The following is a 12132-nucleotide window of genomic DNA, read 5'->3' on the forward strand; positions in this document are numbered from 1 at the left end:
CCTGACGCGGTGCTTCCCCGGCGCCCAGGTCACCTCGGTCGAGGGCGACTCCTTCGAGGGCACCGTCAAGGTCAAGCTCGGCCCGATCGCGCTGGTCTACGCCGGCTCGGGGTCCTTCACGTCGAAGGACCCCGACGCACACACGTTCGTGGTGGAGGCGAAGGGCAGGGACAAGCGCGGCAACGGCACCGCCGGCGCCACCGTCACCGTGGCGATGAGCGCCGGTGACGGTGGCACCGATGTGCAGGTGGACACCGACCTGTCGATCACCGGCAAGCCCGCCCAGTTCGGCAGGGGTGTGCTCCAGGACGTGTCCGACAAGCTGCTCGCCCAGTTCGTGGCCTGCCTGGAGCAGCGCTCCGCGGGCGACCAGGACGCCGGGCCGGCCTCGGCGCCCACCGGCGCCGCCGCGACCCAGGCTCCGGCGGGGGACCCGGATGCCGGCGCAGCGAGCGCCCCGGTGGAGGAGCCGGAGGCCGCCCGGCCGGCGTCGTCCCCGCCGCCGGGCGGCGGGGACGACGCGATCGACCTCGGGACGACGGTGCTGCCGGTGCTGGCCCGCAGTTACTGGCGGCAGGCGGTCGCGGTGGTGGCGGCTGCCGTCGGTGCGCTCCTCGTCGTACGCCGGCTGCGCCGGTCGCGCTAGAAGACGTTGATCGGCCGGAACTGCACCGAGATCCGCGGCCCGGCGCCGGCCACCTTCGGCACCGCGTGCTCCCAGGTGCGCTGACAGCTGCCGCCCATCACCAGCAGGTCACCGTGGCCGAGCTCGAAGGAGAGCGACTCCCCGCCGCCGCGCGGCCGCAGCGCCAGCCGGCGCGGGTCGCCGAGCGAGACGATGGCCACCATGGTGTCCTGGCTGCGGCCGCGCCCGATGCGGTCGCCGTGCCAGGCCACCGAGTCGTGACCGTCGCGGTAGTAGCAGCATCCAGCGGTCCGGAACGGCTCGCCCAGCTCGGGCAGGTAGTGGGCGCTCAGCGCCTCCCGGGCCCGGGTGAGCACCGGATGGGGGAGCGGGTCGTCGACCAGGTAGGTGTGCACCAGCCGCGGCACGTCGACCATCCGGTCGTACATCTGCCGTCGCTCGGCCCGCCACGGCACCGCGTGCAGCAGGGTGGCGAAGACGTCGTCGGCGGCCGGCAGCCACGCTCGTCGTACGTCGACCCAGGCGCCGCGGGCCAGGACGGTCCGGCTGATGCCGTTGCACTCCGGCCCGGCCTCCGCCGTCGCCTCGAAGAGCATCGTCTGGAAGTCCATGGAGGTCAGCCTAGCCGGAGTGATCGAACAGATGTTCGAAGTAGTGGATTCGTGGGACGCGGCGTGTCGTCTGGCTTTAACGTGTGAGCCATGGGGGAAGTTCTGGCCACCGAACGGCGTGGCCTCAAGCACGTGCAGGTGCGTGAGTATGTGCGTGCCCTGGTCGATGGTGGCGTGCCCGGCTCGCCGGCACCCTCCGAGCGCGAGCTGGTGCATCTGTTCGGCGTCGCTCGGATGACCGTCCGACAGGCGATGGACGCGCTCGTCGTGGAGGGGCTGCTGGAGCGGATTCCGGGCCGGGGCACGTTCGTGGCCCGCCCGCGCCGTACCTCCAGCGCGGTCAGCAGCTTCACCGAGGAGATGACCCGGCGCGGTTTGCTCGCCGAGTCGGTCACGCTGCTGGCCCGACGCGAGCAGGCCGGCCCCGGCGTGGCCCGGGCGCTGTGCATCAGCGAGGGTGACGCGGTCGTCCACTGGAAGCGGCTGCGGCGCGCGGACGGCATGCCGATGTGCATCGAGGACGCCTACCTCAACGAGGTGCTGCTGCCCGGCTTCCTGCAGGGCGGCATGCCGACCTCGCTGTACGCCGAGCTGACCAGTCGCGGGCTGCGCCCCACCTGGGCCGAGGACGCCGTCACCGCCGACATCGTCACCGCCGAGGAGGCCGGCCACCTGGAGGTCGAGCCGGGCAGCCCGGTGCTGCGTCAGCAGCGTCGGGCGTTCTCCGACGAGAAGGTGCTGGAGGTCTCCCGGTCCGCCTATCGCGCCGATCGGTTCACGCTGCGGCTGCAGCTCGGCGTCGGCGACTGAGCTACAGCCCGCCCAGCGGCGCGACCACGTCGCCGGTCTCCTCGCACACCCACACCGGGTCGGGACCACCCAGGTCCGGTTGGATGAACAGCGAGTGTTGCGGCGCCCCGTCGCCGCAGCTGAGGCACAGCGGCCAGCGGCCGACCGTCTCGAACAGCGCGTCCTGGACGTCCTGGGCCACCAGGCCGGCGACGTACTCGATGCCGGCGGGCCACTGCTCGGCCCACCAGCCGCGCTCGGACATCGCGTCCTCCAGGGCCGAGACGGCGGCCGGGGTGGCCAGGTGGCGCGCCTCCAGGTCGGCCAGGACACGGGCGCGGGCGGAGAGCAGTGTCGCGTGGTCCATCACGCACCATGCTGCCTCACCGGTCAAACTGGTCCGGTGATCCTGATCGACCCGCCCCTGGTGCCCCGCTACGGCCGGCTGTGGTCGCACCTGGCCAGCGACGCATCGTACGACGAGCTGCACGCGTTCGCTCGCGACCTCGGCATCCCGGCGCGCGGGTTCGACCGGGACCACTACGACGTGCCCTCCGAGCGCTACGCCGCGGTCCTGGCGGCCGGCGCGACGGCGGTGACCAGTCGCGAGCTGGTCGCCCGGCTCACTGCGGCTGGGCTGCGCCGGCGGAAGCGGGCCGGAGGCTGACGGCCATCGCGGCCAGCGCCATGGCCAGCCCGGCGAGACCACCGTAGGCGAAGCCGTGCGCCCAGCCGCCGCCGTCGATGGCGCGCCCGATCAGCGGGGCGCCGAGGGCGCTGCCCAGGGTCAGCGCCGAGCCGTGCCACCCCATCGCCTCCCCGCGCACCCGCGCCGGCACCGCGCGGGAGAGGTCGTCGACCGTGGCGGTGATCGTGGGCGCGCAGAACAGCCCGCTGACGAAGAGCAGCACGGTGAACCACAGCCGGTCGGGCGCGACCGCCACCAGGGCCGTGGAGGCGCCGAGCAGCACCAGCAGCAGCGGCGCCGGCGGATGCCGGTGCAGCCCGCCGTAGACCAGCCCGCCGACCGCCGAGCCGGCGCCCCACACCGCCAGCACCCAACCGAGCGAGGAGGTGTGGTGCATCGAGCGCATCGCCGCCACCGAGCCCAGGTCCTCGCTGGTGAGGATGACGGTGGCGGTCGCGCAGACCAGCAGGATCATCAGCACCCGCGCCGAGACCCAGGTACGCCGCGCCGGCCGCGGCCCGGTCTCGCCCGCGTCGTCGTGCGTCCGCAGCGGCGGGTTCGCCAGCCACAGCGCCAGGCCGCCCAGGAAGCCGCACACCTGGCACAGCACCAGCGCGATCGGCGTCGGCAGGTAGGTCGCGGCCAGCACGCCCAGGACCGGGCCCACCATGAACGACACCTCGGTGGCGACCGAGTCGATCGACAGCGCCGCGGTGCGCTCGGTGTCGCCGACGGCGCTGATCAGGACCTGGCGGACCACCGAGAAGCTCGGTACCGCGAACAGGTCGGCGATCCCGACGAAGGCCAGCATCGGCCAGTAGCCCACCCAGGGCGCGATGCCCCATGCCACCAGGTTGACCACCAGCGAGGGCGCGATCGCGCGGCGCAGCCCGACCCGGTCGAGCAGCCGGCCGCGCCACGGCCCACTGACCGCGAGCGCGATCGCGCCGACCATGGAGACCACACCCGCCTCGGCGTAGGAGCGGTGCAGGTGGGTGACCACGTGCAGGGTGATCGCGACGTTGGCCGCCCACAGCGGGACCCGCAGCAGGAAGCCCAGCACCAGGATCCGGCGCACCTGGGGGTGCCGGAGCAGCGCGGCGTACGTCGACAGGGTCACGAGGACTCAGGATCCCATCGCCGATCCCGAGTGATCCAATCGTTATCCGAGCCTCAGCCGAGTCCGGCGAGCTCCCGCTCCATGTTCGCGCGGGCGGGCCGCTCCCAGTGCTCGCGGGCGTAGTCGGTGTGGAACAGCGTCGGCTTGGCCAGGAGCCCGCGCAGCACCTCCGCGCGGCCGAGCCGGAACTCGTCGTCGGCGATGTGGGAGTACTCCACCCGGACCGCCGCGGCGTACTCGTCGTAGCGTGCGGCTGGCGCCGCCAGGATGGCGAGGTCGGCGTCGGAGAGCGCGCAGCCGTTGCGGTCGTCCTCCGCAGGGGTGTGCGTCTCGGTGAGCCGGACCAGCCGGGCGACCTCGGCGGCCAGCTCGGTCGGGCACAGCTCGGCGAGGGCGTCCTCGGCCCAGGCCGCCGAGCGCTCCTCGGCGTCCCGCTCGCCGTCGTACACCGCGTCGTGGAACCACGCCGCGAGCTGCACCGGCGTGGTGTCGAACGGGGTGCCGGCGGCGGCGAGCTCATCGAGCCGGACCAGCACCTCGGTCAGGTGCCGGGTGTCGTGGTAGCGGCGGCTCGGGTCGGCGTACGCCGCCGCCAGCTCGTCACGCAGAGGGGCTGCCTGAGGCAGCGGCCAATGTTGAGGCAACTCCATGCCGCGAGAGACTACGGGATGCGTCTGTGCGCGCTCAGGCGGTGTAGGAGCGCAGCCAGATCGTGTGCGGCGACGCCTGCAGCTTGGCCAGCGCCGCCTCGGAGATCGGCTCGGCGACGTCGGTGACGACGTACCCCTTCTCGCCCTGGGTGGCCAGGTACTGCCCGGTGACGTTGGCGCCCTCCGCGGCGAGCACGTTGTTGACCTCGGCCAGCACGCCGGGGACGTTGACGTGCAGGTAGGCGACCCGCGAGCCGGAGGTCAGCGGCGGCGGCTGCACGGCCGGCAGGTCGACCGAGAGCGCGGTCGAGCCCTCCTGCTGGAAGGCGCGCAGCTTGCCGGCGACGAAGTAGCCGATCTCCTCCTGCGCCTCCTGGGTGGAGCCGCCGACGTGCGGGGTGAGGATGACGTTGTCCAGGCCGCGCAGCGGCGACTCGAACGGGTCGCCCTGGGCCTTCGGCTCGATCGGGAAGACGTCGAGCGCGGCGCCGGCGATGTGGCCCGAGAGGATGTGCTCGCGCAGCGCCTCGGTGTCGACGACCATGCCGCGGGCGGCGTTGATGAACAGCGAGCGCGGCTTCATCTTCTTGAACTGCTCGTCGCCGAAGATGCCGGCGTTGCCCGGCCGGCCGTCGACGTGCAGCGAGACGACGTCGGCCTCGGCCAGCAGGGCGTCCAGGGAGGGCATCCGGCGGGCGTTGCCGTGCCGGAGCTTGTCGGCGACGTCGTAGAAGATGACGTTGAGGCCCAGCGCCTCGGCGAGGTTCGAGAGCTGGGTGCCGATGTTGCCGTAGCCGACGATGCCCAGCGTGCGGCCGCGCACCTCGTGGCTGCCCTTGGCCGACTTGTCCCAGACGCCGGCGTGCATCTTCTCGGTCTTCTCCGGCAGCCGGCGGGCCAGGCTGATGATCTCGGCGATGACCAGTTCGACGACGCTGCGGGTGTTGGAGTAGGGCGCGTTGAACACCGCCACGCCCTTCTGCTGTGCGTAGACCAGGTCGACCTGGTTGGTGCCGATGCAGAAGCAGCCGATCGCCTCCAGGTCGGTGGCGGCGTCGAGCACCCGGGGCGTGATGTGGGTGTTGGAGCGGATGCCCAGCATGCCCACGCCCGGGAGGGCCGCGACCAGGTCGTCCTCGGACATGCTGGACGAGCGCAGCTCGACCTCGTAGCCTGCCTTCTCGAGGGTCTCGACGGCGACCGGATGGATGTTCTCCAGGAGCAGCACCTTCACGACACCAGGGTACGGCGAGGGGTCACGTTCGGCCCCGAGCGCGTCACAGGGTGGACGGAAAACGGCTCGCGTCGGCGGCCAAGCCGGGGCATGGTGGGGTCGTGGTCCCGACCGACGACTCCTTCCGTGCCCTGGCGCGCAGCAGCCCGTGGCGCTGGTCGACGCTGCACCTGCGCCGGCGTCATGCCGACGGGTCCGACGTGGAGGCGTGGATCCGTCGGCCGGACTGGATGCTGGTCCGGACTGATCGTGGTGAGTACGTCCAGCGCGCCGGTGCTCGTACCGTCGCCATCCTTACCGCCTCTACCGACGGCGGCGGGTCCGCCCGGACCGAGGTGCTGCCCTGGGGTGGCAGCCTGACGCCGACGTACCGATCCGACGGTCTGGTCGCGGCACGCCCGGAGGGCCGGGTCGACTACGACGACCCGATGCACCAGAACTACGAGTGGGTGGCGATGCTCGACCCGGTGGAGCTGACGGCCGGGGTCGAACTCGCCGACCTGCGGGCCGAGGTGCGAGCGGGTCGGGAGACATGGTGGGCGCGGGCTCGGGCGGTCGACGGCTACGACCCGCGGTGCAGCTGCTGCCCGCTGCTGTGGTCGCCGGTCTCCGACGAGCTGGAGTACGGCGAGGACGGCTCGCCGTACTCCACGGACTATCCGAGCGGCTACGACGTGGCGCTGGACGTCGGGACCGGGGTCGTCGTCGCGCTCCGGGCCGACGGCGGCCGGGCCGGACTCGGCTTCGAGGTCGACGTCCTCGACGTCGACGCGGACCTCGCCGAGCTGGTGGCCGCGCACCCGCGCTGAGTCCGGCGTTGTCACCGGGCCCGGCTATGGTGCTCCGGTGCCCACCGAGACCTCCGAGCAGACGCCTGTCGCCAGCGTGCTGGCGCGGGCCGTCGCCGCGCTCGGGGGAAGCCACCGCGAGGGCCAGGTGCAGATGGCCGAGGCGGTCGCTGAGGCGCTGGCCAAGCCCGAGCACCTGCTCGTCCAGGCCGGCACCGGCACCGGCAAGTCGCTGGCCTACCTGGTGCCGGCGCTGCTGCACGACAAGCGGGTGGTGGTCGCGACCGCGACGCTGGCGCTGCAGCACCAGTTGGTCGAGCGAGACATCCCGCGACTGGTCGAGGCGCTCGAGGACAAGCGGATCGACACCAGCTACGCCGTTCTCAAGGGCCGGTCCAACTACGCCTGCCTGCACCGCATCCGCGAGGGCGTCCCCGACGACCAGGGGGCGCTGCAGATCGACGTGCCGATGGGGGAGATGGCCACCAAGGTGCTCGAGCTGCGCAGGTGGGCCGAGCAGCAGGCCCAGGACGGCGCCACCGGCGAGCGCGACGGCGCACCACGGCACACCGACCGGGAGTGGCGCCAGGTCTCGGTGACCCATCGCGACTGCCTCGGCGCCGCCAAGTGCCCGTTCGGGGAGGAGTGCTTCGCCGAGCGGGCCAAGGAGAAGGCGCAGCGCAGTCACCTGGTTGTCACCAACCACAGCCTGCTCGCGATCGACGCGATCGAGGGCGTGCCGATGATCCCGGAGTACGACGCGGTGGTGATCGACGAGGCGCACGAGCTGGTCGCGCGGGTCACCCAGGCGGCCACCGACGAGCTCACCGCCGCCGACGTCGAGCGGGCGGCGCGCCGTTCCCAGCGGATCGTCGAGGGCACCGAGGCCGACGACCTGGCCGATGCCGCGGACGCGCTGCGGGTCGCGATGATCGACGCCCAGGCGGGCCGCTTCGAGACCACGCCCGTCGACGTCGCCGACGCGCTGGTGCTGGTCCGGGACGCGGCGCGGGCGTGCCTGTCGGCCTACCCCAAGCAGAGCGGGGACGACACACCGGACCCCGGCCTCCAGCAGGCGCGCGGCAGCGTGCAGGAAGTCTTCCAGATCGCCGAGCGGATGGCCGACAACAAGGAGTCGGACGTCCTGTGGCTCGCCGAGGGCACCGAACGGCAGGGCTCGATTTCTCGGCAGCCCCGACTGTGCATCGCGCCGCTCCAGGTGTGGGCGCAGATGCGCGAGCGGCTGCTGAGCGAGAAGACGGTGGTCTTCGCCAGCGCCACGCTCAAGCTCGGCGGCGACTTCGGCGTCGTGGCCGGTTCGCTCGGGCTGCGCAAGGACGACGACGAGCTGCCCTGGCGCGGCCTGGACGTGGGCAGTCCGTTCGACTACGGCCGGCAGGGCATCCTCTACGTCGCCCGACATCTGCCGACTCCAGGCCGCGACGGGATGGCGCCCCAGGTGGTCGACGAGATCGTCGACCTGGTCGACGCCGCGGAGGGTCGCGCGCTGGGGTTGTTCTCCAGCAGGCGGGCCGCCGAGGCGGCGGCCGAGGCGGTCCGGCAGCGACTGCCGCACCTGACCACCCTGGCCCAGGGCGAGGCGCAGCTGCCGGAGCTGGCCGCGCAGTTCGTGGGCGATCCGCACACGGTGCTGTTCGGCACGCTCAGCCTGTGGCAGGGCCTCGACGTGCCCGGCGACACCTGCCAGCTGGTGCTCATCGACCGGATCCCGTTCCCGAGGCCCGACGACCCGCTCATGAGCGCGCGGCAGCAGGCGGCCGACAAGGCGGGCGGCAACGGCTTCATGCAGGTCGCCGCCACCCATGCCGCGCTGCTGCTGGCGCAGGGCGCCGGCCGGCTGATCCGGACCACCGCCGACCGCGGCGTGGTCGCGATCCTGGACCCGCGGCTGGCCACGGCCCGCTACAGCGGCTTCCTCAGGGCCAGCCTGCCGCCGATGTGGCCGACCACCGACCCGGCCATCGCCCGCCAGGCGCTGCGGCGCCTGGCGGAGGCGACGGCGGCGGCGAAGGCGGCCGGCTAGCTGGCCGTCAGCGCTTGACGGTGGCGCTCAGCTGCTCGGCCACGCCGTTGTCCTTCGGCGTACCGTCGCAGGAGTAGCCGTGGCCGGTCCAGCACTTCATCCGGGTGCTGCCGTTGGCCAGCGTGACCTCGACCCGCTTGACCTTGCCCGAGCCGAACGGCACCGTCACCGAGCCGTTGCCGCGCTTGCCGAGCTTGATCTTCTTCACCGTGGTGCCGCCCTTGCCGAAGACGGTGACCATCGCGCCGGACCCCAGCTTCTTGTCGGCCATGTTGACGCTGATGCGCAGCTTGGCCTTGCGGGGCAGGCCGCGGGGCTTGAACCGCTCGGTCGCCGCGGCCAGGTGGTTGACCCGGAACGCCGCCGCGGTGTGCTTGCGCGATTTCGACAGCGTCGCCTTCCGGGTCGGCTTGGCCTTCGGGTAGCGGTTGGCCTTGCCCTCGCGGTAGTCGTGCCGCGGGTCGCGGTTGGCGGCGGCGAACTTGGCGAACGCCGAGGTCATCGGCAGCCCGTCCTTCTTCAGCGCCCACTTCACCGCCTGCAGCGAGTAGTGGTCCGAGGCGGTGCCGCCCGAGGAGTCGGCGCGCTGCCACATGCTCAGGATCAGGTTGGGGATCTGGCCGGTCGTCTGCGGTCGATGCTCGGTGAGCCAGCGGAAGAAGATCCAGGCGCCGTACACGCCGAACTCGGTGGGCTTGTCCAGCGACTGGGCCGGCTTGCCGAGCGGGCCGTAGGGCAGGTACTGGGTGTTGTCGTTGATGGCGTTGAAGACCACGTCCTCCATCCACACCGCCGTCGCCTCCATGAACCAGGAGTCCTCCCAGGAGTCGTAGGAGAACTGGACGGCGTGGAAGAACTCGTGCGCCGCGGTGACCTCCATGTTCGTCAGCGGCGTGCCCCGGCTGAACTGGCTGGCGCTGTAGTCGTTGTCCAGCACGCAGAAGGCCGAGGTGTCGTGCGCGCCGGCCGGGCGTGTCTTCGGTGCCGAGTCGGTCGGCACGCAGTAGCCGTAGTAGCCGGCGTCGCCGATGTCGGCCAGGTAGATGTCGATGTCGTTGACCGGCACCGGCTGACCGTTCGCCTGCGTGGCGGGGCTGCCCGGTCCGGCCGTGTCGTCGGCCTCCGGCATCCGGAACCCGCCGGCCTGGTACATCGAGTAGATGTGGGTCAGGGTGTCCAGCACCAGCTGTTGCGTGCTCTCCTGCGGCGTTATCGGGCCGGGCGCGTCCGCGCCGTCGGTGGTGTAGTGCACGCAGATCGGCACCGTCGCCGAGCAGATCACCTGCTGGGTCTCGCCGGCGTAGTTGGGCCGGTCCTTGATGTCGTCGACGGCCGCACGGGCACGGACCGCGGCGTTCGGGTGCCGGACCAGCTCGCGGGCGAGCATGGTGCCGTCGCCCGGCGTGTCGCCGTACGCGTCGGTGGCGAGCGGACGCGGTGAGGGCGGGCGTGGTGCGTCGGCGGCGGTCGCCGTCGGCGCGGCGCAGGTCGCCCCGAGGATCAGGCCGAGGGCGGCGACGAGCAGGGCGGGGCGGGCGGGGAAGCGCATGGAACTCCGAACGGTCGGGATCGCTGCACCTCTCGGGCTCTCAGCTGACGGGCTCTCTCCCGAGTGGCGCCTCCACAGGGGAGGCCACAGGCAGTGTAGGGGTGAATGCTGAGACGGCCACCACTCCGCCGATCACGACCATCCATCCGACGAGTACGTCGAGCATCCAGTGGTTGCCGGTCCCGACCACCACCACGGCGGTGGTGAACGCTCCCAGCCAGCCCAGCACCTTGACGATCCGGGAGCGGGCGTTGTTGTGCAGCATCAGGGCGCACCACAGCGACCAGCCGCAGTGCAGCGACGGGAAAGCCGCCAGCTCGTTGGTCAGGTCGCCCATCCCGCGCGGCGCCGAGGCGTCGGCGCCCCACCAGCCCTGGTCGGAGTGCAGGCTGAGCACGTCGGTGTACCCGTCGATGAACCGTGGCGGTGCGGTGGGCAGCATCAGGTAGAGCACGAGCGCCAGGATGGTCGCGGTGGCCAGCGCGCGCCGGGCCGGCAGGTAGGTCTTGCGGCCCTTGAAGTAGAGCCAGACCAGCACCACGGTGGTGAGGATGTAGTGGGCCGTGGAGTACCAGTAGCACGAGAGCAGCGCCAGCGTGTTGTGGTGCACGAAGAACACGTTGATCGAGTGCTCCCAGTCCAGCTCGACCGCGCGCTCGATCTTCAGCAACACCTTGGCGCGATGCACCGCCGGCGCCTGGGCGTTGCTGGCCAGCAGGCGCGAGGAGGTGTAGGCGACATAGAGGACTGCGACCAGGATCAGCTCTCGGACACCGGCTCCGAGTCCGGACAGTCGCCGCAGGAGGGTACGGCGATCGGTTGGCACCATCTGATCCTACGCCCATCGGAGCCGGTCTCCGCTCACCTCACAGGCTGCGCAGGACCGCGGTGACCTTCCCGAGGATGGTGGCATGGGTGCCGTCGATCGGCTCGAGGGCGGAGTTGTGCGGGATCAGCCACAGCTTGCCGTCCTTGCGGCGGAACTCCTTGACGGTGGCCTCGCCGTCGAGCAGCGCTGCCACGAAGTCGCCGTTCTCGGCGGTCTGGGCCTGCTGGATGACGATGTAGTCGCCGTCGCAGATGGCCGCCTCGATCATCGAGTCGCCCCTGACCTTGAGCAGGAAGAGCTGACCGTCGCCGACCAGCTCCTTGGGCAGCGGGAAGACCGCCTCGGTCTGCTCCTCGGCCAGGATCGGCGTGCCGGCCGCGATGGTCCCGACCACCGGCACGTAGCGGGCCTCGGGCACGGAGTCGCCGATGCCGGTCTCGTCGTACGCCGTCTCCTCGGCGCTGCTGATCGCCCGACGCGCCGCGATCACCTCGGGCAGGAAGACCTCGAGCGCCCGGGGGCGGTGCGGATCGCGCTTGATGAAGCCCTTCTGCTCTAGCACCTTCAGCTGATGGGCCACGCTGCTGGTGGAGGTCAGGCCGACAGCGGAGCCGATCTCGCGCATGCTCGGCGGGTAGCCGCGCTTCTCGATGCAGTCGCGCAGGTGACCCAGGATGCGCTGCTGGCGCGGGGTCAGCCCGGTCGCGTCCGGTGGGCCGTCGGGCAGCTCGGCAAGGTTGGACGTGGTCGTGCCGGGCTGCTCCTGCTTCGAGGTCATGGCCTCACGGTAACGCCGTAGGAGGGCCCGTCCAAACACCTGTTCGAACGGCGTGTCGTCGAATGTCTGTTCGACACGCCGAGGTGACGGTCCTTGAGTCGTTCGAACACCTGATCTAATCTCGCTCATGTGTTCGATCGAACGTGTGACCGAAACAGCCTCGGATCGGCTCGGTCCAGAACTGTCACAGGTCGCCGGTAGACATCGGTCGAACACGAACGAAGGTCCCGACTTCCCCAGGAGACTGACATGAGCACCATGACGATGGACCGTCCGCTCGCGACGCAGGCCCCGCGCCGGCAGCGCTCGACCGTGCGGCTGACCCGGCGCGGCCGGGTGGTGGTGTTCGTGCTCGGCCTGCTGGTGCTCCTGGGGCTGGGCCTGGCGGTCTCGGCCGGCGCCGGGG

13 protein-coding genes are annotated in these 12132 nt (G+C 71.7%); 5 read left to right on the plus strand and 8 right to left on the minus strand.

The features are described from left to right. Positions 1 to 646: SRPBCC family protein (locus VHA72_RS14490; protein WP_325576428.1), on the plus strand; the 646-nt coding region annotated here is incomplete at its 5' end. Here the strand turns inward: VHA72_RS14490 and VHA72_RS14495 are convergent. After that, positions 643 to 1257: an alpha-ketoglutarate-dependent dioxygenase AlkB gene (locus tag VHA72_RS14495; RefSeq protein WP_325576430.1), complete on the minus strand. Its 615-nt coding sequence runs from the start codon at positions 1255 to 1257 to the stop codon at positions 643 to 645. The genes VHA72_RS14490 and VHA72_RS14495 overlap by 4 nt on opposite strands. Before the next feature lie 90 nt (positions 1258 to 1347). Between VHA72_RS14495 and VHA72_RS14500 the strand changes: the two genes are divergently transcribed. Next, positions 1348 to 2067: a GntR family transcriptional regulator gene (locus tag VHA72_RS14500; protein ID WP_325576432.1), complete on the plus strand. Its 720-nt coding sequence runs from the start codon at positions 1348 to 1350 to the stop codon at positions 2065 to 2067. Between the two features lies 1 nt (position 2068). On the opposite strand, the gene VHA72_RS14505 is transcribed toward VHA72_RS14500, so the two are convergent. Beyond that, a complete protein-coding gene (locus tag VHA72_RS14505) occupies positions 2069 to 2413 on the minus strand; it encodes a DUF8819 family protein (RefSeq protein ID WP_325576434.1) in 345 nt (114 codons plus the stop codon). 36 nt (positions 2414 to 2449) lie between these two features. Here VHA72_RS14505 and VHA72_RS14510 point away from each other — a divergent pair, with 36 nt between their 5' ends. Continuing rightward, positions 2450 to 2713, plus strand: a complete 264-nt coding sequence (locus VHA72_RS14510; protein ID WP_325576436.1) for a DUF4031 domain-containing protein — start codon at positions 2450 to 2452, stop codon at positions 2711 to 2713. Here the strand turns inward: VHA72_RS14510 and VHA72_RS14515 are convergent. The 3 genes from VHA72_RS14515 to serA are packed head-to-tail and all read right to left on the minus strand — an operon-like array spanning position 2670 to position 5738. Then, positions 2670 to 3854: an MFS transporter gene (locus VHA72_RS14515; RefSeq protein WP_325576438.1), complete on the minus strand. Its 1185-nt coding sequence runs from the start codon at positions 3852 to 3854 to the stop codon at positions 2670 to 2672. The two genes, VHA72_RS14510 and VHA72_RS14515, sit on opposite strands and share 44 nt — an antisense overlap. 53 nt (positions 3855 to 3907) lie before the next feature. Continuing rightward, entirely contained in the window at positions 3908 to 4504 is a 597-nt protein-coding gene (locus VHA72_RS14520; protein ID WP_325576440.1) for an HD domain-containing protein, read from the minus strand. A 34-nt stretch (positions 4505 to 4538) separates the two neighbouring features. Beyond that, positions 4539 to 5738, minus strand: a complete 1200-nt coding sequence (gene serA / locus VHA72_RS14525) for a phosphoglycerate dehydrogenase (RefSeq protein ID WP_325576442.1) — start codon at positions 5736 to 5738, stop codon at positions 4539 to 4541. Between the two features lie 101 nt (positions 5739 to 5839). Here serA and VHA72_RS14530 point away from each other — a divergent pair, with 101 nt between their 5' ends. Then, positions 5840 to 6547 carry a hypothetical protein gene (locus VHA72_RS14530; RefSeq protein ID WP_325576444.1) on the plus strand — a complete coding sequence of 236 codons (708 nt, stop codon included), beginning with the start codon at positions 5840 to 5842 and terminating at the stop codon, positions 6545 to 6547. 133 nt (positions 6548 to 6680) lie between these two features. After that, complete coding sequence (locus VHA72_RS14535; RefSeq protein WP_325576452.1) at positions 6681 to 8570, plus strand: ATP-dependent DNA helicase; 1890 nt, start codon at positions 6681 to 6683, stop codon at positions 8568 to 8570. A gap of 7 nt (positions 8571 to 8577) precedes the next feature. Here VHA72_RS14535 and VHA72_RS14540 read toward each other — a convergent pair whose 3' ends face one another. The 3 genes from VHA72_RS14540 to lexA are packed head-to-tail and all read right to left on the minus strand — an operon-like array spanning position 8578 to position 11726. After that, positions 8578 to 10119 carry an MXAN_6640 family putative metalloprotease gene (locus tag VHA72_RS14540; protein ID WP_325576446.1) on the minus strand — a complete coding sequence of 514 codons (1542 nt, stop codon included), beginning with the start codon at positions 10117 to 10119 and terminating at the stop codon, positions 8578 to 8580. Positions 10120 to 10159: 40 nt separating this feature from the next. Next, positions 10160 to 10945 carry a phosphatase PAP2 family protein gene (locus tag VHA72_RS14545; RefSeq protein WP_325576448.1) on the minus strand — a complete coding sequence of 262 codons (786 nt, stop codon included), beginning with the start codon at positions 10943 to 10945 and terminating at the stop codon, positions 10160 to 10162. Between the two features lie 40 nt (positions 10946 to 10985). Beyond that, complete coding sequence (gene lexA, locus VHA72_RS14550; RefSeq protein WP_325576450.1) at positions 10986 to 11726, minus strand: transcriptional repressor LexA; 741 nt, start codon at positions 11724 to 11726, stop codon at positions 10986 to 10988. Positions 11727 to 12132 lie beyond the last annotated feature (406 nt).

Source organism: Nocardioides sp., from assembly GCF_035547795.1.
In the GTDB taxonomy this organism is placed as follows: Bacteria; Actinomycetota; Actinomycetes; order Propionibacteriales; family Nocardioidaceae; genus Nocardioides.